Consider the following 24,705-nt stretch of genomic DNA (forward strand, 5'->3'; position numbering starts at 1 on the left):
TTTATCTGCATAGAAACCTGGCTCCGGCACCTTGCCGGCTAGTCTTCTGAAAAATGTACCAGTACTTGCCGGTATGAGTTAAATATCTTCGATTTAGAGACAAAGCCTTCGTAACGTCCTTCCTCGTCAACGACCGGGAGATTCCAGGCTTTGGTGTCATCAAACGTCTGCATCACCTGTTCCATTCCGTCCGTGTTGAATATCTTGGCCGGAGCAGATGTCATTAATTTACTAACAGTGAAACGATGATAAAGTTCTTGACGGAACATGATGTTACGGATGTCATCGAGCAGGACAATCCCCAACAGTTCACCCGTTTTCTTATCAGTCACCGGGAATACATTACGGTGGGAAGCAGCGATTGCTTTTACTAATTCGCCTAAATCCATTTCGGGATGCACGACAACAAAATCCTTTTCCACCACATTCTCCATTTTCATCAATGTCAGTACGGCTTTGTCCTTATGATGCGTAAGCAGTTGTCCCCTCTTTGCCAGACGCATGGAATAGATACTGTGAGGTTCGAACGCTATTATCGTCAGGTAAGAGCTTACAGATACAATCATCAATGGAAGGAACAAGTCGTAGCCACCGGTCAGTTCGGCAATCAGGAATACTCCCGTTAACGGAGCGTGCATAACACCGCTCATGACCCCTGCCATTCCCATCAAAGCAAAATTCTTCTCGGGCAGATAGGCGGAGAAATCAAAGCTATTACTAAAGTTCGAAAATACGAATCCTGCAATACAGCCCAAATAAAGTGAAGGAGCAAAGATACCGCCACAACCACCACCACCGTTCGTTGCACTGGATGCAAAAACCTTTAACAGGATAATCAACATCAAATAAACCAACAGCAGATTACCATAGCCATAGAACATAGAGTTGTTCATCACCGTATCCCATTCTGCGGCAGATGTACCATTCAGCAGAAGATTAATCGTGTCGTACCCTTCACCGTAGAGAGGGGGGAAAAGGAAAATCAGTACACTTAACATCACACCACCGAAAGCCAGTTTCTTGTAGGGATTGTTGAGTTTACCGAAAACTCCTTCGACCGAATTCATAGCACGCGTAAAGTAAAGAGAAATCAGTCCGCAAAAGATACCCAGCAAAATAACGTAAGGAATACGTTCCAGCTCGAATGCCTGGTCGAGATGGAATTTAAACATAGCTTCCGTACCGGTAGTTATGTAGGAAACGGTAGCTGCTGTCACTGCTGAAATCAGCAGAGGAAGCAGAGAAGACATGGTTAAGTCAATCATCAGTACTTCCAATGTAAATACCAGTCCGGCGATTGGCGCTTTAAAGATACCGGCAATAGCGCCCGCCGCTCCACAGCCAACGAGCAGCATCAACGTGCGGTGTTCCATCTTGAATACACTTCCCAGATTGGAACCAATGGCCGACCCCGTCAAAACGATAGGCGCCTCCGCTCCGACCGAACCACCGAAACCGATGGTTATCGCACTGGCAATGGTAGACGACCAGATATTATGTCGTTTGATGCGTCCCTGCCTGCGGGAAATGGCATATAGAATTTTAGTCACTCCATGACTGATGTCGTCTTTGACAATATTGCGTACAAACCAGCCTGCCAAAAAGATTCCGACTACCGGATATACCAAATACAGGTAATTAGCTTCCGTCGCATTGAAGTTGTCCGTTAAGAAATTTTGTATCTGATGGATGAAGAACTTCAATATCAAAGCGGCAAACGCTGTGAAGATTCCGACCAGGAAACTCAATATCAGGATGAATTGTTTCTCCTTTATATTGGCTTCCCGCCATTTGATGCAACGCTGTAATAAACTCTGTTTTTCCTCTTTCATTTACTCGCGAATTATCTTAATCACTCCACCTTTATCCAACTTAATAATACTTGAGGGTTTCGGCCGACTCCTGTCATCCTGACGGAAGCTGACGATATAGTCTACTGCCGATTTTATTTCATCACTGATTTCGCTGAAGTTCGCAGCACCGGGTTGTCCGCTGACATTCGCCGATGTAGAGACAATCGCCTTGCGGAATTGCTGGCAAAGGCGTCTTGAGAATTCCTCGTTGGTAACACGTATGCCCACACTTCCGTCTTCAGCCAACAGATTCGGAGCCAGATTGCGTGCACCGGAATATATAATCGTCAACGGCTTGTCGGCAACTTCAATCAAGTCCCATGCCACATCCGGCACATCCTGTACATAAAAATCCACCTTCACAGAAGTATCTACCAGTACCAGCATAGCCTTACTATCAGCACGTTTCTTAATCTCGTATACACGGCGTACAGCCTCTTCGTTAGTCGCGTCGCAGCCTATACCCCAAACGGTATCGGTGGGATAGAGAATCACTCCTCCTTCATTCATCACCTGACAGGCTTTTTTAATATCTTCTATCATTTCTTGATTAATTTCTGTTGAGAATAACACGCAAAAGTAGTACTTTTGCGCCGAATTCAAAAAGATTAAGTGAAAACTATGGAAGAAATTGTATTTCACCACACTTTGCCTATTCAGTTGCGCTTCAATGACGTAGACAAATTCGGTCACGTCAATAACACTGTTTACTTTTCTTTTTACGACTTGGGAAAGACTGAATACTTCGCTTCAGTATGCCCGGGAGTAGATTGGGAAAAGATTGGCATCGTTGTCGTTCATATCGAAGCGGACTTTGTAAAGCAGATTTTTGCGTCAGACCACATCGCCGTGCAGACTGCCGTCTCTAAGATAGGCACTAAAAGTTTTCATCTGATTCAACGGGTAATCGATACGGAAACAAACGAGATAAAATGTATCTGCAAGTCTGTCATGGTGACTTTCGACCTTGAAAGACATGAGTCCATGCCGTTGACGGAAGAGTGGATAGAGGCGATATGCAAGTATGAAGGGCGGGATTTGATGAAAGCGTAAATCAAATTCTCCCCATGAGAGGAGACACTGTCTCCGCACCGATAAGGCACTACTCCGGCACCGGGGAGCAAATCTCTTGCAATGGAGTGCCAAACAAGCAAAACCAGCTTCTCCGGAAAAGTTTTATTTTGATTCATGTCCGCTATATAATAGAAATTGCCTATTTTTGCACCTTATTACTAAGGCATAAAATATCTAGTACAGAAAATGATAGCTGACAAAAGTATAAATTTAGATACCCTTTATAAATTATTATTTGAAGACGAGAAGCTGGAACTCTCCGAAGAATGCATTCGAAAAGTAGAGGAAAGTTTCGATTTCCTGCAATCTTTCTCCAGTGATAAGATTATTTATGGTATCAATACCGGGTTCGGCCCGATGGCACAATACAGGATAGAAGACCAGTCATTGATTGAACTTCAATACAATATCATCCGAAGCCACTCTACCGGCGCCGGAAAACCGCTCCCCGAACTTTATGTGAAAGCAGCTATGATTGCCCGCCTGTACACTTTCCTGCAAGGGAAATCGGGAGTACACATGGAACTGGTATCGCTCCTTTCCGAATTTATCAATCGTGGCATATGCCCCTTTATCCCCGAACATGGAAGCGTAGGCGCCAGTGGCGACCTTGTGCAACTGGCCCATATAGCCCTGACATTGATAGGCGAAGGAGAAGTCTTCTATCAAGGAAAATTGCGTGATGCCGCCACCGTACTCCGGGAAAATGGTCTGAACCCGTTCTCCATGCGTATCCGTGAAGGATTATCCGTGACCAACGGGACTTCCGTAATGACAGGAATCGGCATCGTCAACTTGATTTATGCCCGGAAACTGCTTCGTTGGTCGGTAGCCGCTTCCGTTATGATGAACGAAATCGCCGCCTCTTACGATGACTTTATGGCTCAGGCACTGAACGAAGCCAAACATCACCGCGGACAACGGGAAATTGCCGCTATGATGCGAGAATGGGTAAGTGGCAGCCAATGCGTGCTCCAAAGAGAGAACGAACTCTATAACCAAGTACACAAAGAAAAAATCTTCGAACATAAAGTGCAGCCTTATTACTCTCTGCGCTGTGTTCCACAGATCCTTGGCCCTATTTATGACGAGCTGGAGAATGCGGAAGAAGTATTAATCAATGAGATAAACTCCGCTTGTGACAATCCGATTGTCGACCCGGAAACACAGAATATTTATCATGGCGGCAATTTTCATGGAGACTATATCTCCTTCGAAATGGACAAACTGAAAATCGCCGTGACCAAGCTGACTATGCTTTGCGAAAGACAAATCAACTATTTGTTCCATGACCGCATCAACGGCATCCTGCCGCCATTTGTCAACTTAGGAGTATTGGGACTGAATTACGGTCTGCAGGCATCCCAGTTCACGGCAACGTCCACCACCGCCGAGTGTCAGACCCTATCGAATCCAATGTATGTCCACAGTATCCCCAACAATAATGACAATCAGGATATTGTCAGCATGGGTACTAACTCCGCCTTATTAGCAAAAACTGTTATTGAGAATTCCTATCAAGTGATGGCTATTCAGTTTATGGGGATGGCGCAGGCTGTCGACTATCTGAAGATACAGAAGAAACTTAGTCCGAAAAGCCGGCAGGTTTACGATGAAATCCGTAGCTTCTTCCCCGTTTTCACCAATGACACACCTAAATATAAAGAGATAGAAGCCATGATAGCTTATCTCAAAAAAGAAAATAAATAAGATGAAATACGCATTAATAACCGGTGGAAGCCGAGGTATCGGTCGTGCCGTCAGTTGCAGGCTGGCGGAAATGGGCTACTTCGTACTTATCAATTATCAGAGTAACGACGCGGAAGCGGAAAAGACATTGCAATTAGTACGGGAGAAAGGGAGCGACGGCGAATTGATGAAGTTCGATGTCACCGATTCCGAAGCGGTTGCCGTTGCTTTAGGCAACTGGTCTTCACTGCATCCCGACGAATATATCGAAGTGCTGGTCAATAATGCGGGCATCCGCAAAGACAACCTGATGTTATGGATGACGGGCGAAGAATGGAGTAAAGTGCTCGACATCAGCCTGAACGGTTTCTTCCATGTGACACAGCCTTTATTGAAGAACATGTTGGTGAAACGCTACGGGCGTATCGTGAATATCGTATCCCTGTCGGGCATCCAGGGAATGCCGGGACAGGTCAATTACTCGGCAGCCAAAGGCGGCGTGATTGCCGCAACCAAAGCGCTGGCACAGGAAGTAGCTAAGAAGAAAGTGACGGTCAACGCGGTGGCTCCGGGATTTATCCGCACGGACATGACAGAAGGCATTGACGAAAACGAATGGAAGAAGCATATCCCGGCAGGACGTTTCGGAACTCCGGAAGAAGTGGCCAACCTGGTCGGTTTCCTGGCATCTCCGGCATCATCCTACATCACGGGAGAGGTGATTTCCATCAACGGCGGACTATATACTTAAAAACAAAAGCATAGAATAGACTAAAATAATGAAAAGAGTTGTTATCACGGGAATGGGGATTTATTCTTGCATCGGCAAGAACCTGGATGAAGTAAAAGACTCACTATACAATGGAAAATCGGGCATCGGGATAGACCCGGTACGGAAAGAACTAGGTTATTTTTCCGCACTGACAGGTATTTTGGAACGTCCCGACCTGAAAAAGCTACTGGACCGGCGCAAACGTCATTGCCTGCCGGAACAGGGAGAATATGCTTATCTCGCAACATTAGAAGCTTTCCGCAATGCCGGCATTGATGAAGCTTTCCTCGAAAGCAACGAAGTCGGTATCCTGTATGGCAACGACAGCAGTGCCGCTCCCGTAATCAATGCGGTGGACATTATCCGTGAAAAGAAGAATACGGCACTGGTCGGTTCCGGTTCCATCTTCCAGTCGATGAACTCTACCGTGACAATGAATCTGTCTGTCATTTTCAAGCTAAGAGGTGTCAACTTTACCATCGCAGGAGCCTGTGCCAGCGGTTCGCATGCTATCGGTATGGGATATCTGCTTATCAAATCGGGATTGCAGGATTGCATCTTATGCGGCGGCGCGCAGGAAGTGAACCCGTATGCTGTAGGTAGTTTTGACGGGTTAAGCGCTTTCTCCACTCAGGAAGCGGAACCGAAAAAGGCTTCAAAACCTTTCGATAAGCGACGGGACGGGCTGATACCAAGCGGCGGAGCTGCTAGTCTGGTACTCGAAAGCTACGAATCGGCAGTGAAAAGAGGTGCGCCTATTCTGGCTGAAGTGATCGGATACGGTTTTTCATCCAATGGCGACCATATTTCCGTGCCGAATGTAGACGGCCCCAGACGTTCTTTGCAAATGGCTGTCAAGGATGCAGGTATTGCGCTCGAACGTATCAAATATATTAATGCACACGCCACTTCAACTCCGGTAGGCGACTTGAACGAAGCGAAAGCCATCGCGGAAGTATTCGACGGACACCGTCCGTATGTAGCTTCCACCAAGTCCATGACAGGACATGAGATGTGGATGGCGGGTGCCAGCGAAGTTATCTACTCCACCCTGATGATGAACAACAATTTCATCGCTCCCAACCTCAATTTCGAGGAGCCGGACGAAGCCTCGGCGCAGTTGAACATTCCGGCGCAACGGGTAGACTTGGAGTTCGACACGTTCTTGTCCAACTCCTTCGGATTCGGTGGAACCAACTCCACTCTGATAGTACGTAAATTCAATAAATAATAGATTAAAAGAGAAACCATATGACAAACGAAGAAATCATCGAGAAAATAAGAACCACTCTGGCAGAAGAGTTTGAAGTAGACATCGACGTCATCCAGCCGGATGCACCGTTGATGGAAACTCTCGAACTAGACAGCCTGGACTTGGTCGACATGGTGGTACTGGTAGAAAAGAATTTCGGATTTAACGTGACCGGACAGGATTTCGCAGGTATCAAGACCTTCCAGGACTTCTACAATCTTGTTATTACCCGTATGCAGGAAACAAAATAGACATGTCGACGTGGAAAGGCAAAACCAGGGGTGGAACGTTCGGATACTTATTCTTTATTTATTTGATTAAGTATCTGGGCATCACTGCCGCTTATATTTTCTTGAGCCTGGTAGTCCTCTATTTTATACCGTTCGCCCCGAAAGCGACGAAGAGCACCTGGTTTTATGCCCGCCACATCCTGAAATACAATCGGATACGTTCTGTTGGAATGTTGCTGCGCAACTATTACCGGCTGGGACAGATTCTGATTGACAAGGTAGCCATCGGCAATGGGAAAGCAGACCGGTATCGGTTTGAGTTTGAACGATATCCGGAGTTTTTACGATTATTGGACAGCGAGCAAGGAGTGATTATGATTGGCGCCCATGTGGGAAACTGGGAAATAGGCGTTCCTTTCTTTGATGATTACAGAAAGAAAATCCATATCGTGATGTACGATGCCGAACATCGCAAAATCAAGGAGATGTTGGAGAAAAACGGAAGGGAGAAAGAATACAAGATTATTCCTGTCAACGAGGACAATCTGACACACGTTTTCCGCATCACTGAAGCGTTGAACAAAAAAGAATATGTCTGTTTCCAGGGCGACCGCTACCTGAATAAGGAGAAGCTACTGACAGGCAGATTATTGGGACGGGAAGCCCCTTTCCCTGCCGGACCTTTCTTGTTGGCTTCGCGAATGAAAGTACCTGTCGTATTTTATTTCGCCATGCGGGAACCGGGAAGAACGTACCGTTTTCACTTCATTGTCGCGGAGCCGGTGGTACGAAACAAAGATAAAAAAGCGGAGACGGCTCTGCTCGAACAATATACCGTTGCCTTGGAACAAATACTAAAGCGTTATCCGGAACAATGGTTTAATTATTACCCCTTCTGGGAATCTGCCGAAAAGCAGTCACCGGATTCAAAAGAAAGACAAAAAGATGCAACAGAACAGATATGACAAAGAACCGTTGACAGCGGTAGAAGCTCAACGCCTGGCACAAGAGATAGCTTTCGGCCCCATCGTATTTCAGGTATCGCGCCTGATGCTTAAATTCGGTATTTTCAAGTTACTTGCAGACCACCGGAACGGACAGACGCAGGAAGAAATCAGCAAGGCTTGCGGACTGTCTTCTTATGCCGCACAAGTATTATTGGAAGCATCGTTGACAATCGGAACGGTGCTATTGCGCGAAGGCCGATACTCACTCGCCAAAGCCGGTTGGTTCCTGCTTAATGACAAGATGGTGCGTGTCAACATGGACTTTAACCAGGATGTCAATTATCTGGGTATGTTCCATCTTGAAGAAGCTTTGACCAACGGACGTCCCGAAGGGCTGAAAGTATTCGGAGAATGGAGTACGATTTATGAAGGACTGTCCAGTCTGCCGCCACAGGTACAGAAGAGTTGGTTTGGATTCGACCACTATTATTCGGATTGCTCGTTTGACGAAGCACTGGCTATCGTTTTCGCCCGTCATCCCAAGACTTTGTTGGACGTAGGCGGCAATACCGGTCGTTGGGCAACGAAATGTGTAGGCTATGACGCCGCAGTGGAAGTGACCATCATGGACTTGCCGCAACAACTGGAGATGATGCGCCAACAGACCAAAGAACTGCCCGGAGCAACACGTATCCACGGGTACGGAGCTAACCTGCTCAACCCGAAAGTTCCTTTTCCCACGGGATTCGACGCCATCTGGATGAGCCAGTTCCTCGATTGCTTCTCGGAAGAAGAAGTGACCAGCATACTGACACGTGCCGCCCGTTCTATGGACAAAGAAAGCCGGCTCTATATCATGGAAACTTTCTGGAACCGGCAGAAGTTTGATACAGCCGCTTACTGCCTGACGCAAATCAGCCTCTACTTCACAGCAATGGCAAACGGCAACAGCAAGATGTACCACTCGGACGACATGAAACGATGCATCGAAGCAGCGGGACTGGAAATAGAAGAAATGCACGACCACCTGGGAATGGGACACAGCATCGTACAGTGCAAACTGAAAGTTACAACAGAAAATAATGCGGATTAAGATGAATAGAGAAGCTATCATACACGGAGAAGGAATACTCGGACTGATTCCGCAACGCCCGCCCATTGTCATGGTGGATAGTTTCTTCGGCATCGAAGAAAACTGTTCCTATTCCGGGCTGACCATCACGTCCGATAATATCTTCTGCGAAGCAGGAAAACTGCAAGAACCGGGAATCATCGAGCACATCGCCCAATCGGCAGCCGTACGTATCGGGTTTATCTACACTCGGCAAGGCGCACAGGTTCCGTTAGGCTTTATCGGTTCGGTGGATAAACTCAAGATTTATAAATTACCGGAAGTGGGAATGAAGCTATTTACCGAGATTACCGTCGTGCAGGAAGTATTCGATATTACACTGGTTTCCGCACAAGTAAAAGCCGGTGAGGAATTGATAGCCGAATGTCGGATGAAAATATTTATCAAGAAAGAATGAAACGGAAAACGACTCAACATACACCCGCTCTGACCAACCGGACTACATTCAAAGTGCGGTTCAGCGAAATAGATTCCATGCAAATCGTATGGCACGGTGAGTACGTACGTTATTTTGAAGACGGAAGGGAAGCCTTCGGCAAGCAGTACGGTCTGGATTATATGAGTATTTACCGCGAAGGGTACATGGTTCCCATTGTCGATTTGACCTGCCAGTTCAAGCAATCGTTATCTTTCGGTGAAGAGGCAATTATCGAAACGCGCTATATCGCCTGCGAAGCTGCCAAGATAAAATTCGAATACGTCATCTATCGGGCTAGTGACCAGAGCGTAGTAGCTACCGGAAGCACGATGCAGGTATTCCTGAACCTGAATAAAGAACTGGAACTTATTAATCCGCCGTTTTATATGGAATGGAAAAAGAAATGGAACATTCTCTGAACATATATATTACAGCTCATACGCTTATTACTTCACTGGGCTTCGGCATACAGGAGAATACGGAAGCTATCCGTGCCTGCCGGAGTGGCATCCGCATACAGGAAGCCGGACGGATATCCGACAGCCCGCTATTGGCAGGAATGATTGACGCTGTCGAATTGGAAAGACGGGCGAAGGAGATGCAGATAACGGATTATCCCCGTATGGAACAACTATTTATTTTGGCTGTTCAAGAGGTGATTTTCCAGTCGGGAGCCAGTCTCCGTGAACCGGATTGTGCCTTACTACTCTCTACGACAAAAGGGAATGTCGATTTATTAAGTAAGCAGGTTGCTTCGGACGAACTGGTTGCTCTGGGTGAATCGAACGGTTCGTCTATACAGCTTCCAACGGACAGTCCTGCCTTTCTTTGGAAAATGGCGGAGCGAATCGGCAACTTTTTCGGAGCCTGCAATCAGGTAGACGTCATTTCCAATGCCTGTATATCAGGAGTTTCAGCACTCATTGTAGCTAAAAGACAGATAGAATCGGGACGTTACAAACGGATCATCGTTGCCGGTGGAGATATTCTGTCTCATTTTATCACCAGCGGATTCCTGTCTTTCCGGTCTGTAAGCGCACAGCGCTGCCGACCTTATGACATACAACGGGACGGATTGAGCCTGGGCGAAGCCTGCGGAGCCGTTCTTTTAGAAACTCAAGGGAACGCCAATGATATTATTCTCTCCGGTGGAGCTGTCAGCAATGATGCCAACCACATATCCGGTCCTTCCCGGACGGGAGACGGACTGGCAATGGCTATCAACCAGGCAATGGAAGAGGCAGAAGTAACTCCCGGAGACATCAGCTTTATCAATGCACACGGGACAGCTACCGTCTACAATGATGAAATGGAATCCAAAGCTATCCATCTGGCAGGATTATCAACTGTTCCGGTGAATAGCTTGAAACCTTATTTCGGGCATACGTTAGGAGCTTCGGGCATTATCGAAACCATCCTTTGCATGGAGCAGTTGAAAACAGGAATATTCTACGGGACTTTAGGATACGAAACACTCGGTGTTCCTATGCCTGTCACCGTCTATGGCACGCATCAACCGATGCCGATGAAATGTTGCGTCAAGACCGCTTCCGGTTTCGGTGGATGCAATGCCGCAGTTGTATTGTCTCTTCCTGCCGCCCGTCACCGTCAGAAACAGGTTCCTTTCTCCAAGGCACTCACCGAATCTGCGAACAGTATCACTATCAGACCGGGAGTGGTAGAACGTGACGGAACAGTCATATTCAACTCTTCAGAGACGGACTTTGCACCGTTTATCCGGGAAGCCTATAAGAATTTGGGAGAAAACAATATGAAGTTCTATAAAATGGATGACCTGTGTAAACTGGGATATGTGGCTGCCGGCCACTTGCTGAAAGGAACTGATTATCAACCGGAAGAGATTGGAATTATTCTTGCCAACGCTTCTTCATCGCTGGATACGGACTGCAAACATCAGACTCTTATCAGCAAAGAAGGAGACAAAGCCGCCAGTCCCGCCGTATTTGTCTATACGCTCCCCAATGTGGTGTTGGGTGAGATTTGTATCCGGCATAAAATAAAGGGAGAGAATACTTTCTTTGTCTGTCCGCATTACGAGCCTGATTCTTTAGAGGATTACGCACGTATCGTAATGGCTAAAGGGAAGTTGCGCGCATGCGTCATAGGCTGGTGTGAACTGATGGACGGACAATATCAGGCAGAATTTAAACAAATTACTAATATATCAACGACTTATTAATAACATATCGACAACTTATGGATAATTCAAATCAAACCCCAAGAGAACTGATGGACGAAGTGAAAGGCAAACTCATCGAAGAGTTGAACCTGGAAGAAATCACTCCGGAAGATATAGACAACGAAGCACCCCTGTTCGGAGATGAAGGCCTCGGTCTTGACTCTATCGACGCTCTCGAAATCATACTGATTCTGGAACGTGAATATGGGATTAAAATAGAAAACCCGGGTGAAGGAAAGCAAATCTTCTATTCGGTGCGCACATTGTCTGATTACATTGCAGCCAATCGTAAAGCCTGACGCATGAAGATTTATGTCACCGGACTGGGAATTGTTTCGGGCATCGGCATCGGAGTTTCCGAAAACATAGAGGCTTTGAGACAAGGGAAACATGGTATCGGAAAAGTAACTCTTTTCCCGACTGCCCTCGATGTGCCCGTATCCGAAGTGAAGCATAACAATAAGGAACTGAAACAATTGCTCGGCATCTCTCCGCAACGGACCGTCTCACGCACAGCATTGTTGGGAATGGTGGCGGCTAAAGAAGCGTTGGAAGATGCAGGACTGAATCAGAGAACATCACGGTATGCGCGGCAACCGTCACAGCATATACAGCAACCGCCACAGCAGGACTCTCAGCAGACACAGCAGGATTCTCAACCGTTACGTATCGGTTTTATTTCTGCAACTTCCGTCGGCGGCATGGATTTAAGCGAGCATTTCTATGAATCATTCAAAGAGAATCCCAAACGGGGACGACTGCGTGAAGTCATCTCCCATGACTGCGGAGCCAGTACGGAACTGATTGCTTCCTACTTGGGCATCAACGATTTCATAACAACCATCAGTACCGCCTGTTCGTCAGCCGCCAACGCTATCATGCTGGGAGCAAGGATGATTAAACACGGGTTATTGGATGCCGTTGTTGTCGGGGGGACGGATGCGCTTTGCCGGTTCACACTGAACGGATTCAACTCTCTTATGATTTTGGACAAGGCACATTGCCGTCCCTTTGACCGTTCGCGTACGGGGCTCAACCTCGGAGAAGGGGCAGGTTACTTAGTACTTCAACCGGAAAGCTCACTCCGGCGAACTCCTTATTGCGAACTTAGCGGTTACGCTAATACAAACGAAGCCTATCACCAGACGGGAAGTTCTCCAGAAGGAGACGGCGCCTTTCTATCAATGAGCGAAGCAATCGCTTCAAGCGGTATTTCTCCCGAAGAAATAGACTATATCAATGTGCACGGCACAGGCACTCCCGGCAACGACGCATCGGAAGGAATGGCATTACGGAGAATCTTCGGAGAGCACGTTCCGCCGTTCAGTTCGGTGAAAGCCTTTATCGGACATACTTTAGGAGCTTCCGAAGGGATTGAAGCGGTATATTCCGTTCTTTCCTTATATAAAGGTATGATTTACCCGAATCTGAACTTCACGGACGCGATGCCCGAAACGGGACTGATACCGGAAACGACTTTCCGGGAAGGAATCCCCGTACGCCACGTATTATCCAACTCTTTCGGTTTCGGTGGGAACGATTCATCGCTTCTCTTTTCTGCAACTACTATTCCGCAAGGAACGAACCTTTAAGTTATTATGTCTATGCAGCCAGTCTATATCCAACGCATCGCCTCGATTCATCCTCAAGGAAAACGGAATGACAGCCGTCCTTATCTCCAAGCCTGTGAGCCTGATTATAAGAATATCATTACCAATCCGACCTTACGCAGACGCATGAGCCGTATCGTAAAAATGGGGGTAGCCTGTGGATTAGAATGTATAGGCGGACTGCCGCCCGAAGAGATACAGGGAATTATCACAGCCACAGGACTAGGCTGTCTGGTCGATACGGAAAAGTTTCTGAACACACTGATAGACAATGAAGAACGGATGCTGAACCCTACCCCCTTCATCCAGTCAACATTCAATACAATCGGTGCGCAAATCGCCCTGATACGTGGGATACATGCCTACAACATGACTTATGTACACCGAGGTCTAAGTTTCGAAAGTGCTTTGCTGGATGCCATGATGAAGATTTGGGAAGGAAGCGGGCATATACTGGTAGGAGCCATGGACGAAATGACGGATACCAGTCACGCCATCCAACAGCGACTGGGGATACTAAAAGGAATAGAAGCCGGAGAAGGCGCGCAGTTTTTCCTGTTGAGCCGGGAAGTCGGAGAACACCCGCTCGCTGAAATAAAAGGGATAGAAACTTTCGCCGGGCAGCAAACGACAGAAGAAATCCAAAACCGGATTATGCGTTTTCTGCAACGGAATGGATTAAATAGCCGGGATATTCAGTGGTTTATGACCGGAAAGAATAAGCAACAATCCTGGCAGGATAATTCTTCGAAGCAGACAATCATATCTGAAAAAGATGTGCCATTGAATCAAGCAATCACCTCTGAAAGTAATGCCATTTATGAGAAACTCGAAACAAACCTCTTCCCGGAAAGTATGCATCTCAGCTTCAAAGACGAATGTGGCGAGTATCCTACCGCCTCATCGTATGCCGTATGGAAAGTAGTGAAAGAATCGGAAAACTGCACTACTCCTACGAATATACTGATTTATAATCATCACCACTCCATCAATCATTCTTTGATTCTAATCCGGAAAAGCGTATGATTATCACCTGTATCGTACTTGGTTCATTGTTGATACTGTCTTTTCTCGTCTATGCTTCTTATAGCATTCGGTCGGGGATTTATCTCCGCTCGTTTTGCAGAAAGCGTACTGGAGAAAAGGTAGTAGCCTTGACTTTTGACGACGGTCCCGACCCGATACAGACTCCGAAAGTACTGCAAATACTGAAAGAACAGCAAGCAACAGCCTGTTTCTTCTGTATCGGACACAAGGTAAAAGGAAATGAAAAACTGTTGCAGCAAATGGTAGTGGAAGGGCATCTAATTGGAAATCATTCATTTACCCATTCCGGTTTATTCCCGCTATACGGACTCTCCAGAATGAAAAAAGACCTGCAAACTTGTCAGTCTGAACTAGAACGAGTAACTTCGCAGCCGGTAACTTTGTTTCGTCCGCCATTCGGAGTCACCAATCCGACGATTGCGAAAGCCGTCCGGCAATTGGGTTACACCTCTATAGGATGGAACATCCGTACACTGGATACCCAACAGCCGTCACCGGACAAAGTACTCGACAGAATCCGGAAAGGTATTAAACCTGGTTCTATTATCTTGCTGCACGACCGGATGCCAAACAGCGGGCAACTGGTGAAACAGATACTGGATTTACTGAAAGAACAGGAATACACCGTTGTCCGGCTGGACGAACTATTGGCATAAAATAAAAACGTATGAGAACTTTAGTTACATATACATTACTTATCTTTCTGTCCGTTGTCTCTGCCCATGCGCAAGGCATGAAGAAGTTGACGCAACTTCAGGATTTTGAGAAACGCCTGGCAGAAGAAGCACAGACCGTACAATCTATCGAAAGTGATTTCACGCAAGTGAAATACCTCGACATATTCGACGAAAAAGTTACTTCCAAAGGGAAGTTCTACTACCAGAAGAGCAATAAAATCTGCATGGAATATTTCCGCCCGATGGACTATCTCATTGTGATAAACGGCAGTAAGCTCAAAATCGTTTCGGACGGCAAGAAAAACATCATGAACCTGAGCGCCAACAAGATGATGGGACAGATGCAGGATATGCTGACCGCCTGCATGATAGGCGACCTCTCCAAAATGTCATCCAACTACCAACTGGCATACTTTGAAGATGCACAATTCTACCTGGTCAAGATAAAGCCGGTCAATAAAGCCGTACAAGCCTATATCACCGGGATAGAAATCTACCTCGACAAGAAGGATATGTCGGTACACAAACTCCGCCTGTCCGAAACAGCCACGAATTATACCGAATACGAATTCTATAACAAAAAATTCAACTCCCTGAAGAATGAGACGAAGTTTGCGATTCGTTAGTCGGACGGTTCTGCTTTTCCTAGTGATGCAGTTATCGGTTTCCTGCTCTCCGCGCATAAGCGGGGAAGGCAGTATAGTGCCGCCTGCTATCGAACTGGCAAAAGGAGAAAGCTCGCAAAAGTATAATATCCAGTTGGACTTCATGAAACATCATATGAGCGGCATGCTGATAGTACGCCGTATGCCCGACAATGAAATCCGGATAGTGGCGTCCACCTATTTCGGGCTAAGCCTTTTCGACTTCTCCCTTCAAGATGGCACGTTCAATGTCAACAGTTGCATCGAACCCATACAGAAAGAAAAGGTACTGAAACTTCTGGAGATGGACTTCAAACGCCTGTTTCTAAGCGAGAAAAGTATTCGTGCGAAGATGTCCAAAGACGGTTCGACGGAAAAAAGAGCCAGTGGGAAAGGCTTCGGGAAATCTGTTTTATACATCACGGGCGATATTCCGGGCGACCCGGTACAAATAAAAATAAAGCATCCATGGATACGATTGACAATTCGCCTGGACAAACTATCTAAAGAGATTTAATATATGTTACTTGATAACTTCTATACGCTTCTCTCTTCCGAATCACCGGACTCAATCACCTGGACTATCCGGGTAGAACTGAATCCGGAGCACGCTATTTATCAGGGACACTTTCCGGAACATCCGGTAGTTCCCGGAGTCTGTCTGCTGCAACTTATCAAAGAATGTACTGAAGGTATCCGCCGGCAAAAGTTGCAATATATGCAAGTGTCTTCATGCAAGTTCCTGTCAGTCGTCAATCCTGTAAAGACACCGTGCCTGTCAGTAACGCTGACCCTCAAAGATATGGAAGAAGGTAAACTTCAGTTGCAGGCGGAAGGTACTGCTAAGATGGAAGGAACCGCAGAAAACGAATGTTTTATCAAACTGAAAGCCGTACTTACCTCAACGAAAGCATGAAGGAGCCGCAAAGTACAGCCTACTGGCACGAGAAGTTGAAACAATTGGGAATTATCGTTATCATCCCAAGTTACAACAACGGCAAGACACTGGCGGATGTCATAGAGAGTGTACGCTCCTATGCACCGGACATTCTCGTCGTCAATGACGGTTCGACGGACGAAACAGCCGGGATACTCAGCCGGGAAGTAAACCTGCAAGTCATCACCCACCCTGCCAACCAGGGAAAAGGGGTAGCCTTGAAACATGGTCTCTGCCACGCAAAGGCACAAGGCTTCCGCTATGCCATCACCATTGATTCGGACGGGCAGCACTTCGCTTCGGATATCCCTTCGTTCATCGAAGCCATCGAAAAGGAACCGGATACCCTGCTGGTAGGTTCGCGCAACCTTGCTTCGGACAATATGCCAGGAAAGAATACATTTGCCAATAAATTCTCCAACTTCTGGTTCACCCTCGAAACGGGAATCAAGCTGCAGGACACACAGTCCGGTTACCGCCTGTATCCACTGCAACAGATGAATGTCGACAAATGGTACTATACCGCCAAGTATGAATTTGAACTGGAAGCCCTCGTTTTCGCGGCATGGGGAGATATCGCAGTCAAAAACATACCGGTACATGTCTATTATCCGCCACAAGAAGAGCGGGTTTCGCATTTCCGCCCGTTCAGGGATTTCACCCGTATCAGCATCCTGAATACGGTACTGGTATTTATCACTTTCTTGTGGATTATCCCCCGCAACTTTTTCCGCAAACTGACCTGGAAGAACTGCAAGCGTTTTTTCTCCGAACATGTCATCCATTCACCGGAATCCAACCTGCGAATCACGGCAGCCATCACACTCGGAGTATTCATGGGCATCGTTCCGGCATGGGGATACCAAATGCTGATAACCCTGTTTCTGGCACATCTGCTCCGGCTGAACAAAGTCATCGCTATTGTAGCGGCCAACATCAGTATCCCCCCGATGATTCCGTTTTTGCTGTACGGAAGTTACGCAACCGGATGCAAAGTGCTGGGCGAACCCGTCAACCTGCACTTAAATGAACTCTCTTTCGCAAATGTAAAATCAGTCATAGAGCAATATTTGATAGGAAGTATTATCTTTGCAGTCGTTTGCAGCCTGGTAGCGGGAGTCATTTCGTTCGCCTTGCTCACGACTTGTAGGAGAAAAAAGATATGACCCAGTTTTTTATCGGACTATATGATTATTTTGAAAGACACAAGATTCTGTTCTACCTGTCCCTCATCTGCTGTATCCTGTTCATGGGCTACTTTGCCCTGCAAGTGAAGTTTGAAGAGAACATCACACAGTTCTTCCCCGACACCAAAGATTCACAGAATACCATCAAGGTTTTTGATAATCTCAAGATTAAGGACAAAATCATTGTCATGCTCTCCTCTGCGGATACGTGTAATGCCGTAGAACCGGATTCCCTGATTGAAGCAGCCGGACAACTACAACAAGCTCTGACCGAAAAAGCAGGCGGGACGCTGATAAAAAGTATCTTCGCACAAGTAGACCAGAATCTCGTCAGCGGAGCCACCGACTTCGTTTACGACCATCTCCCACTCTTCCTGACAGACACGGATTACCAGCGGTTCGACTCCCTGCTGACGCAAAAGGGAATACACGCCGCCATGCAGAAGAATTACACCAACCTTCTTTCTCCTGCCGGCATTGCATTAAGAAGCTATATCCTCAGAGACCCGCTCGGACTTGGCAGTGAAGCCCTGAAGCACTTACAGGATTTCCAGTTGGAAGCCAACTACGAAATCTACAACGAACATATCTTCTCCAAAGACGGTTCTACCTTATTGATGTTCATCACTCCGGTATTCAGCACAGGAAGCACTGGAAAGAATGACGAACTCGTCAGAATACTGGAAGAAGAACTCCGGCACGTACAAAGTGAGTCTCCTGTGATTCGGGCGGAATATTTCGGTGGTCCTTCAGTAGGAGTCTACAACGCCCGGCAGATAAAAAAGGACACTATACTGACCTCTACTATTGCACTGCTCATCATCATTGTATTCATCTCATTCGTCTTCAAACGGAAGAGGTCGATACCTTTGATTATTACCCCTGTACTGTTCGGCGGACTGTTTGCCCTGTTCCTGATTTTCTTTATCAAAGGAAGCATTTCGGCTATTGCCGTAGGAGCCGGCTCGGCGGTGATGGGTATCGCACTCAGCTATTCCATCCATATGCTGGCGCATCAAAATCATGTATCCACGGTGCAACAACTGATTAAAGAAATCGCTTACCCGCTGACGGTAGGCAGTTTTACGACCATCGGGGCATTTCTGGGACTGATATTCACTAGTTCCGACCTGCTGCGCGACTTCGGTCTGTTCGCTTCCCTGGCACTGGTAGGCACTACTCTTTTCTGCCTGATTTACCTGCCTCATTTCCTGAAGGGACAGGCAGATGTGAAACAAGGGCGTGTATTACGTATCATAGAGAAAATAAACGCTTATTCTTTCGATAAGAATAAATGGCTGGTCGGGGGCATCGCCCTTGTCACCGTCATCTGCCTGTTTACCTCACAGAAAGTAGGGTTCAACAACGATATGATGAGTCTCAACTACGAGCCTCAACATCTCAAACAATCGGAAGAGAAACTACTGCACCTCTTCGACAGCCATGAAAAGACAGTTCTCTTTGTCAGCGTAGGCAAAGATATGGTCGGAGCTACTGAAACCTATGCAGCGACCAACCGGAAGCTATCTACCTTGAAAGAACAAGGGCTGATAAAAGAATACGCTTCCGCCTCACAATTCCTTATCTCCCCGCAAGAACAGCAGAAACGCCTGAAGAAATGGGAAGATTACTGGACGAATGAGAGGAAGGAACAGGTTCGCGAGCATCTGGAAGCATCCGCTGCCGAATACCGTTTCCGTCCCGGAAGTTTCGACGGCTTCTGTCAATGGCTCGCCCGGCCTTTCGGCGAATATCATTACTCTTCCCAAGAGGACGATTTATCCGGCAAGCTATTGAATGAATGGCAGACATCGGCTGATTCCATAACGATGCTTATCAGCCAGATACGGATTAGCGAGACAAATAAGGAAGCGGTATATGCGCATTTCAACAAAGACCGGGATGTCGTCATCTTCGACCGTTCCTACTTTGCCAACAAATGGGTGTCCGCCATCAATGATGACTTCTACCTGATTCTGTATCTTTCTTCTTTCCTGATATTCTTTGCCTTGTGGTTCTCTTACGGACGTATCGAACTTACGTTGATGAGTTTTCTCCCGATGCTGGTCAGTTGGGTGATTATCCTCGGGCTGATGGGAATCCTGGGGATTGAGTTCAATATCATCAATATCATCCTGTCTACCTTTATATTCGGTATCGGTGATGATTTCAGTATTTTCATTATGGACGGATTGCAGAACAAGTACCGTACAGGCCAGAAAGTACTGAACTCGCACAAAACAGCCATCTTCTTCTCTGCCTTCACTACGGTGGTCGGAATGGGTGCGCTCGTTTTCGCCAAGCATCCGGCCTTGCAATCTATTTCACTGATTTCCATACTTGGAATGATAGCAGTGGTGTTGGTAGCCTATACCATCCAGCCGCTTATCTTCCGGTTCTTCATTGCAGCCCCGGCATCCAAAGGGTTGCCGCCTTATACGCTTATCGGGCTGCTACGGACTGTCGCACTCTTTCTGCTCTTCTTTATCGGATGTATCCTTCTCCGGATATTGATAGCCTTGCTCTATCTGGTTCCCGTACGCAAGAGCAGCAAGCAGCATTTCGTCTGCCGCCTGATACAGATTACCTGCAAAGGGATTCTATTATTGGCTACCGCCGTCAAAAAGGAACATATCAACAAAGCCAACGAAAGGTTTGACCGTCCGGCCATTATCATTGCCAACCACCAGTCGTTTATTGATATTCTCGTGTTGCTGTCTCTTTCGTCCAAAGTCCTGATGATGACCAATCACTGGGTATGGCATTCCCCTTTCTTCGGAGCCATCATCCGCTATGCCGATTTCTATTATATAGGTGAAGGATACGAACAATATATAGAACGGATGAAGAAAAAGGTGGAAGAAGGTTATTCCATTGCTGTCTTCCCCGAAGGCACACGTACCTATAACGGAAAGATGAAGCGTTTCCACAAAGGAGCGTTTTATTTGGCGGAAATGCTGCAACTGGATATTCTCCCGATTCTGCTATACGGCAATGACAAGATTATTGCCAAAGCGCAGCCTTTCAATGTCCGCAAAGGAATCATCTACACGGAGATACTTCCGCGCATACCCGCAGGTGACCCGTCTTTCGGAGCTACCTATCAGGAGCGTACCAAACGCATATCCACCTATATGAAACAGGAGTATGCGCGTATCTGCCGGGAAAAGAATACAACGGACAACCCCGCTTTTTATGAAGCGCTTATCCAGAACTATATCTACAAAGGCCCTATCGTGGAATGGTATATCCGCATCAAGGTGAAGATGGAAGGAAATTACCGGTTGTTCAACCGGCTGATTCCCACTCAGGGACAAATCACGGACATAGGCTGCGGATTCGGCCCGTTATGCTACATGCTCTCCCTGCTGTCCGACGACCGGAATATTCTGGGCATCGACTATGACGAGGACAAAATAGCCGTAGCACAGCACGGATGGTTGCGCGGCGACCGCCTTCAGTTCAGGCACGGCAACGCACTTGAATATCCGTTGCCGGAAAGCGACGTGTTTATCCTGAACGATATGCTGCACTATATGAGTTATGAACATCAACGGTCATTGCTGTTGAAATGTGCCGACCGGCTACGCCCGCAAGGAATAATGATTATACGTGACGGAAATTCCGCCAACACTTCCAAGCACCGTCTGACCCGGTTCACAGAGCTACTGTCCACGCGCATCTTCAATTTCAACCGGACTACCGAAGAGTTGTCCTTCACCACGGAAGCCCAACTGCGGGAGATAGCGGCAACCTGCGGCATGAACGTCGAAACCATACCCAACGACAAATATACATCAAACACCATTTATATATTCAGAAAACCGGACTGGCATGAGTAAATATGACATTATCATCATCGGAAGCGGACTGGGCGGACTGGAATGTGGAGCGATTCTCAGCAAAGAGGGATTCAACGTATGCGTAATAGAGAAAAATGCGCAGTTCGGGGGATGCTTCCAGACGTATCAGCGAAAAGGACGTTTGCTTGATACAGGCATTCATTATGTAGGAAGCCTGGATGAGGGACAGGTGATGAACCAGTATTTCCGCTATTTCGGCATTATGGACAAACTAAAAATGAAGCGGTTGGACGCCGAAGCTTTCGATACGATTCACTACAGAGGGCAAGCGTATGATTACGCAATGGGATACCCGCAATTTATCGAGACGCTCCACCGGTCTTTCCCTCACGAGAAAGAGAACCTGAAACGCTATACCGAGCAGCTTCAAGCGGTAGGGAACCTGATTAGCGTAGACCATCTGAAACAAGGCGTCATTGCACTCGAAGGCATGAAGTACTTCTGCACTTCCGCTGCCGGACTGATTGCCGACATCACCCACGACCATACCCTGCAAAATGTGTTAGCAGGCTCCGCTTTGCTCTATGGCGGCCTGAAAGATGTTTCCACCTTCTATCAGCATGCCATGATTAACCATTCCTATATTGAAAGCGCTTACCGTTTCGTAGACGGAAGCATGCAGGTCAGTCTGGAACTGATTGACGTAATCCGGGACAATGGCGGTACGGTTCTCAACAACAGCGAAGCAACCCGCATCATCGTCGAGAACGAGAAAGTGCAGGGAGTCATTGTCAACGGTGAAGAACGGTTGGAAAGCGATTATGTCATATCGAACATACACCCCAAACGGACATTGGAAATACTGGACAAGAACCGCAGTATCAAGAATGCCTTTATCTCCCGAATCCGTTCGCTCGACAACACGTACGGCATCTTCACACTTTATCTGGTAATGAAAAAGAAAAGTACTCCGTACCAGAACCGCAACATCTATCTGCATGGGAACAATAAAGTGTGGTATGACAAGTTGCTCTATCCGGGACGAACTACTAACTGCATGATTTCGATGCAAGCCTCTTCCGAGGACAGCCAATATGCCAGTGTCATCTCTATCCTGACACCGATGTATATGGATGAATTGTCTACATGGAAGGACTCCTCTCCCGAACACCGCGGCGAGGGTTACCAGTTCTTCAAGAAAGAGAAAGCGGAACAAATACTCCGTTTCCTGCGAAGACACGGCTTCGATTTCTCTGAAAACATAGAGGAACTATTCACCACTACTCCATTGAGTTATCGTGACTACACAGGTACGGTAGACGGTTCCGCATACGGAATCATCAAAGACTATAAATGCCCGCAAATCGGTTTTGTATCTACACGAAGCCGATTGGGAAATCTCTTTTTTACAGGTCAAAACCTGAATGTGCATGGCGCACTGGGCGTAACACTGACAGCTATGCTTACTTGCACCGAATTTGTGGGACAGGAATATTTAGCTAAAAAAGTAGGAAATGCATAAAGTTATCAAACGGACCATCAAATATACGAGCCTCATTCTCTTGTTGCTCGTCATCGTATTAATAGGCGGAATCAGTTATCTCTACTTTTCAGCGGATATGATGACACCGCCAAAAGAGCCTAATATCATCCTGACAGAAGTACCTTATGCAGATACTATTGCTCTGGTTCCGGCAGAAGTGCTCTACAAGGATACTCTCGACCTTCGATATTATGCTGATAACTTTATGCGACGCAGTGAAAGCGGATTGTGGGAATTGTTCGTGAGAGGCGATGCCCTTGAAAGAGGGGACGCCATCGGCAAACTGTCTGCCGATTTGCTTCATCACCAAGAGAAAGTATTCGTTGACCAGATTCGTGAAATTATACCTTCAGACAGTTATCTGAAATTTCTGCGGTTCTTCATTGTACTGTTCAACCGTAATTTGGGTGAGAATGTCCCTGAAGAATATCGGGAAGAGATTTATGGAATCTCGCTATCGTGCACCCACGACTACGACTTTATCGGCACTCCTTACGAACGCCAGTTGAATTACCATGCGGCACACGACTTGGGACACACCATGCAGGACTATATGTTAGTGGGATGCAGCTCGTTCGCCACCTGGGGAACTCAAAGTGCGGACTCGTCGCTGCTTATTGGGCGCAACTTCGATTTCTATGTCGGGGATGCCTTTGCAGAAAACAAGCAGGTCACCTTCTGCGCACCGTCCAAAGGGTATAAATTCGCTTCCATCGGATGGCCGGGCATGATAGGCGTATTGTCCGGCATGAACGAAACCGGGCTCACCGTAACCATCAACGCGGCAAAATCCGCCATGCCGACAAGTTCCGCCACGCCTATCTCCATCCTTACCCGGGAAATCCTGCAATATGCGTCAACTATCGACGAAGCCCTCGCCATCGCCCAAAAGCGGAACACTTTTGTCTCCGAATCTATCTTGATAGGCTCCGCCAAAGACGGCAGGGCAGCTATCATCGAGAAATCTCCGGAAAAGACCGTTCTTTTCAACGGAAAGGAAAAAGACAGGATTATCTGCACCAATCATTACCAATCGGAAGCGTTCGCCAAGGACGAACGGAACATAGAAAACATACAGACTTCCGACAGTCCTTACCGTTATGCACGTCTGGAAGAACTGATTAGCGAGAACCAACCGATGAATCCAGTAAAAGCCGCTTCTATCCTGCGTAATCACAAAGGGCGGCAAAACGCCGACCTGGGACTGGCAAACGAAATGGCTATCAACCAGTTTATCGCCCACCACTCCGTCATCTTCCAACCTGAGAAGCAGTTGATGTGGGTATCCACCTCTCCGTGGCAATGCGGCAAATACGTAGCTTACGACTTGAACCTGATATTCAAAAAAGCCATCGCTCTCCGGGCTGAGATATACATTCCGGAACTGACCATTCCCGCAGATGAATTCATGCAGGAACCGGAGTTCGAACAACTCCTTACTTACAAAAGGCTTACTCCGTTGCTACTGAAAAAGATAAAAGCAAAGGAGAAAGTGGAAGACAGTCTGCTCAAGGAATACGAAGCGTCCAACCCTTCTTTCTATTATGTGTATGAAGTACTGGGCAATTACTACGAAGCTATCCGCCAGCCTCAACAAGCCGTCGGCTATTGGAAAAAGGCATTGACCAGACCGATTCCCAAACTACAAGAAAAAGAACGTATCCAACAGAAAATACAAAAACACTCTTAA

23 protein-coding genes are annotated in these 24,705 nt (G+C 47.0%); 21 read left to right on the forward strand and 2 right to left on the reverse strand.

What is annotated here, in order from left to right; translation table 11 throughout:
- Positions 1 to 38 precede the first annotated feature (38 nt).
- Both AB5443_RS17940 and AB5443_RS17945 read right to left on the reverse strand, forming a co-directional pair.
- Positions 39 to 1,832, reverse strand: a complete 1,794-nt coding sequence (locus tag AB5443_RS17940) for a chloride channel protein (RefSeq protein WP_073347586.1) — start codon at positions 1,830 to 1,832, stop codon at positions 39 to 41.
- Positions 1,833 to 2,396 (reverse strand): L-threonylcarbamoyladenylate synthase, encoded by a 564-nt coding sequence (locus AB5443_RS17945; protein WP_195662629.1) that lies wholly within the window; start codon positions 2,394 to 2,396, stop codon positions 1,833 to 1,835.
- 78 nt (positions 2,397 to 2,474) lie between these two features.
- On the opposite strand from AB5443_RS17945, the gene AB5443_RS17950 reads away from it, so the two are divergent.
- The 21 genes from AB5443_RS17950 (at position 2,475) to AB5443_RS18050 (ending at position 24,705) form a co-directional block, all read left to right on the forward strand.
- Complete coding sequence (locus AB5443_RS17950; protein WP_022137619.1) at positions 2,475 to 2,906, forward strand: thioesterase family protein; 432 nt, start codon at positions 2,475 to 2,477, stop codon at positions 2,904 to 2,906.
- A 207-nt stretch (positions 2,907 to 3,113) separates the two neighbouring features.
- Positions 3,114 to 4,637: a histidine ammonia-lyase gene (gene hutH, locus AB5443_RS17955; protein WP_277135165.1), complete on the forward strand. Its 1,524-nt coding sequence runs from the start codon at positions 3,114 to 3,116 to the stop codon at positions 4,635 to 4,637.
- Position 4,638: 1 nt separating this feature from the next.
- On the forward strand, positions 4,639 to 5,367 hold the full coding sequence (fabG, locus tag AB5443_RS17960; RefSeq protein WP_277135167.1) for a 3-oxoacyl-ACP reductase FabG: 729 nt from the start codon (positions 4,639 to 4,641) through the stop codon (positions 5,365 to 5,367).
- A 28-nt stretch (positions 5,368 to 5,395) separates the two neighbouring features.
- Positions 5,396 to 6,619: a beta-ketoacyl synthase gene (locus AB5443_RS17965; protein WP_277135169.1), complete on the forward strand. Its 1,224-nt coding sequence runs from the start codon at positions 5,396 to 5,398 to the stop codon at positions 6,617 to 6,619.
- Positions 6,620 to 6,639: 20 nt separating this feature from the next.
- Complete coding sequence (locus tag AB5443_RS17970; protein WP_022137623.1) at positions 6,640 to 6,891, forward strand: acyl carrier protein; 252 nt, start codon at positions 6,640 to 6,642, stop codon at positions 6,889 to 6,891.
- 2 nt (positions 6,892 to 6,893) lie between these two features.
- Complete coding sequence (locus AB5443_RS17975) at positions 6,894 to 7,835, forward strand: acyltransferase (protein WP_277135171.1); 942 nt, start codon at positions 6,894 to 6,896, stop codon at positions 7,833 to 7,835.
- A complete protein-coding gene (locus AB5443_RS17980) occupies positions 7,816 to 8,910 on the forward strand; it encodes a class I SAM-dependent methyltransferase (RefSeq protein ID WP_277135173.1) in 1,095 nt (364 codons plus the stop codon). Before AB5443_RS17975 ends, AB5443_RS17980 begins: the two co-directional genes overlap by 20 nt.
- 1 nt (position 8,911) lies before the next feature.
- Positions 8,912 to 9,346: a hydroxymyristoyl-ACP dehydratase gene (locus AB5443_RS17985; RefSeq protein WP_277135174.1), complete on the forward strand. Its 435-nt coding sequence runs from the start codon at positions 8,912 to 8,914 to the stop codon at positions 9,344 to 9,346.
- A complete protein-coding gene (locus tag AB5443_RS17990; protein ID WP_277135175.1) occupies positions 9,343 to 9,786 on the forward strand; it encodes a thioesterase family protein in 444 nt (147 codons plus the stop codon). Before AB5443_RS17985 ends, AB5443_RS17990 begins: the two co-directional genes overlap by 4 nt.
- Entirely contained in the window at positions 9,771 to 11,567 is a 1,797-nt protein-coding gene (locus AB5443_RS17995) for a beta-ketoacyl synthase N-terminal-like domain-containing protein (RefSeq protein ID WP_277135176.1), read from the forward strand. Before AB5443_RS17990 ends, AB5443_RS17995 begins: the two co-directional genes overlap by 16 nt.
- Positions 11,568 to 11,584: 17 nt before the next feature.
- On the forward strand, positions 11,585 to 11,866 hold the full coding sequence (locus tag AB5443_RS18000) for a phosphopantetheine-binding protein (protein WP_195662621.1): 282 nt from the start codon (positions 11,585 to 11,587) through the stop codon (positions 11,864 to 11,866).
- A 3-nt stretch (positions 11,867 to 11,869) separates the two neighbouring features.
- Positions 11,870 to 13,159 (forward strand): beta-ketoacyl synthase, encoded by a 1,290-nt coding sequence (locus AB5443_RS18005; RefSeq protein ID WP_277135179.1) that lies wholly within the window; start codon positions 11,870 to 11,872, stop codon positions 13,157 to 13,159.
- A 12-nt stretch (positions 13,160 to 13,171) separates the two neighbouring features.
- Positions 13,172 to 14,203, forward strand: a complete 1,032-nt coding sequence (locus tag AB5443_RS18010) for a beta-ketoacyl synthase chain length factor (protein ID WP_044653338.1) — start codon at positions 13,172 to 13,174, stop codon at positions 14,201 to 14,203.
- Positions 14,200 to 14,880: a polysaccharide deacetylase family protein gene (locus AB5443_RS18015; protein WP_195662618.1), complete on the forward strand. Its 681-nt coding sequence runs from the start codon at positions 14,200 to 14,202 to the stop codon at positions 14,878 to 14,880. Before AB5443_RS18010 ends, AB5443_RS18015 begins: the two co-directional genes overlap by 4 nt.
- An 11-nt stretch (positions 14,881 to 14,891) precedes the next feature.
- The gene (locus AB5443_RS18020; RefSeq protein WP_073347578.1) at positions 14,892 to 15,527 is read left to right on the forward strand and encodes an outer membrane lipoprotein carrier protein LolA; all 636 of its coding nucleotides are present in this window, start codon (positions 14,892 to 14,894) and stop codon (positions 15,525 to 15,527) included.
- The gene (locus tag AB5443_RS18025; RefSeq protein WP_277135183.1) at positions 15,502 to 16,062 is read left to right on the forward strand and encodes a hypothetical protein; all 561 of its coding nucleotides are present in this window, start codon (positions 15,502 to 15,504) and stop codon (positions 16,060 to 16,062) included. The genes AB5443_RS18020 and AB5443_RS18025 overlap by 26 nt, the downstream gene beginning before the upstream one ends.
- A gap of 3 nt (positions 16,063 to 16,065) precedes the next feature.
- On the forward strand, positions 16,066 to 16,461 hold the full coding sequence (locus AB5443_RS18030) for a 3-hydroxylacyl-ACP dehydratase (protein WP_277135186.1): 396 nt from the start codon (positions 16,066 to 16,068) through the stop codon (positions 16,459 to 16,461).
- Positions 16,458 to 17,648, forward strand: a complete 1,191-nt coding sequence (locus tag AB5443_RS18035; RefSeq protein WP_277135228.1) for a DUF2062 domain-containing protein — start codon at positions 16,458 to 16,460, stop codon at positions 17,646 to 17,648. The genes AB5443_RS18030 and AB5443_RS18035 overlap by 4 nt, the downstream gene beginning before the upstream one ends.
- Complete coding sequence (locus AB5443_RS18040; protein WP_277135188.1) at positions 17,645 to 21,511, forward strand: 1-acyl-sn-glycerol-3-phosphate acyltransferase; 3,867 nt, start codon at positions 17,645 to 17,647, stop codon at positions 21,509 to 21,511. Before AB5443_RS18035 ends, AB5443_RS18040 begins: the two co-directional genes overlap by 4 nt.
- Entirely contained in the window at positions 21,504 to 22,994 is a 1,491-nt protein-coding gene (locus AB5443_RS18045; protein WP_277135190.1) for an NAD(P)/FAD-dependent oxidoreductase, read from the forward strand. Before AB5443_RS18040 ends, AB5443_RS18045 begins: the two co-directional genes overlap by 8 nt.
- Positions 22,987 to 24,705: a C45 family peptidase gene (locus tag AB5443_RS18050; RefSeq protein WP_277135192.1), complete on the forward strand. Its 1,719-nt coding sequence runs from the start codon at positions 22,987 to 22,989 to the stop codon at positions 24,703 to 24,705. The genes AB5443_RS18045 and AB5443_RS18050 overlap by 8 nt, the downstream gene beginning before the upstream one ends.

It is taken from the genome of Bacteroides sp. RTP21281st1_H5_RTP21281_210402 (genome assembly GCF_040918965.1).
GTDB classification, from domain to species: domain Bacteria; phylum Bacteroidota; class Bacteroidia; order Bacteroidales; family Bacteroidaceae; genus Bacteroides; species Bacteroides congonensis.

Excerpts from the sequence above, each read along its gene's own strand:
- AB5443_RS17940 (WP_073347586.1), bottom strand. The coding sequence starts at position 1,832 with ATGAAAGAGGAAAAACAGAGTTTATTACAGCGTTGCATCAAATGGCGG.
- AB5443_RS17945 (WP_195662629.1), bottom strand. The coding sequence starts at position 2,396 with ATGATAGAAGATATTAAAAAAGCCTGTCAGGTGATGAATGAAGGAGGA.
- AB5443_RS17950 (WP_022137619.1), top strand. The coding sequence starts at position 2,475 with ATGGAAGAAATTGTATTTCACCACACTTTGCCTATTCAGTTGCGCTTC.
- hutH (WP_277135165.1), top strand. The coding sequence starts at position 3,114 with ATGATAGCTGACAAAAGTATAAATTTAGATACCCTTTATAAATTATTA.
- fabG (WP_277135167.1), top strand. The coding sequence starts at position 4,639 with ATGAAATACGCATTAATAACCGGTGGAAGCCGAGGTATCGGTCGTGCC.
- AB5443_RS17965 (WP_277135169.1), top strand. The coding sequence starts at position 5,396 with ATGAAAAGAGTTGTTATCACGGGAATGGGGATTTATTCTTGCATCGGC.
- AB5443_RS17970 (WP_022137623.1), top strand. The coding sequence starts at position 6,640 with ATGACAAACGAAGAAATCATCGAGAAAATAAGAACCACTCTGGCAGAA.
- AB5443_RS17975 (WP_277135171.1), top strand. The coding sequence starts at position 6,894 with ATGTCGACGTGGAAAGGCAAAACCAGGGGTGGAACGTTCGGATACTTA.
- AB5443_RS17980 (WP_277135173.1), top strand. The coding sequence starts at position 7,816 with ATGCAACAGAACAGATATGACAAAGAACCGTTGACAGCGGTAGAAGCT.
- AB5443_RS17985 (WP_277135174.1), top strand. The coding sequence starts at position 8,912 with ATGAATAGAGAAGCTATCATACACGGAGAAGGAATACTCGGACTGATT.
- AB5443_RS17990 (WP_277135175.1), top strand. The coding sequence starts at position 9,343 with ATGAAACGGAAAACGACTCAACATACACCCGCTCTGACCAACCGGACT.
- AB5443_RS17995 (WP_277135176.1), top strand. The coding sequence starts at position 9,771 with ATGGAACATTCTCTGAACATATATATTACAGCTCATACGCTTATTACT.
- AB5443_RS18000 (WP_195662621.1), top strand. The coding sequence starts at position 11,585 with ATGGATAATTCAAATCAAACCCCAAGAGAACTGATGGACGAAGTGAAA.
- AB5443_RS18005 (WP_277135179.1), top strand. The coding sequence starts at position 11,870 with ATGAAGATTTATGTCACCGGACTGGGAATTGTTTCGGGCATCGGCATC.
- AB5443_RS18010 (WP_044653338.1), top strand. The coding sequence starts at position 13,172 with ATGCAGCCAGTCTATATCCAACGCATCGCCTCGATTCATCCTCAAGGA.
- AB5443_RS18015 (WP_195662618.1), top strand. The coding sequence starts at position 14,200 with ATGATTATCACCTGTATCGTACTTGGTTCATTGTTGATACTGTCTTTT.
- AB5443_RS18020 (WP_073347578.1), top strand. The coding sequence starts at position 14,892 with ATGAGAACTTTAGTTACATATACATTACTTATCTTTCTGTCCGTTGTC.
- AB5443_RS18025 (WP_277135183.1), top strand. The coding sequence starts at position 15,502 with ATGAGACGAAGTTTGCGATTCGTTAGTCGGACGGTTCTGCTTTTCCTA.
- AB5443_RS18030 (WP_277135186.1), top strand. The coding sequence starts at position 16,066 with ATGTTACTTGATAACTTCTATACGCTTCTCTCTTCCGAATCACCGGAC.
- AB5443_RS18035 (WP_277135228.1), top strand. The coding sequence starts at position 16,458 with ATGAAGGAGCCGCAAAGTACAGCCTACTGGCACGAGAAGTTGAAACAA.
- AB5443_RS18040 (WP_277135188.1), top strand. The coding sequence starts at position 17,645 with ATGACCCAGTTTTTTATCGGACTATATGATTATTTTGAAAGACACAAG.
- AB5443_RS18045 (WP_277135190.1), top strand. The coding sequence starts at position 21,504 with ATGAGTAAATATGACATTATCATCATCGGAAGCGGACTGGGCGGACTG.
- AB5443_RS18050 (WP_277135192.1), top strand. The coding sequence starts at position 22,987 with ATGCATAAAGTTATCAAACGGACCATCAAATATACGAGCCTCATTCTC.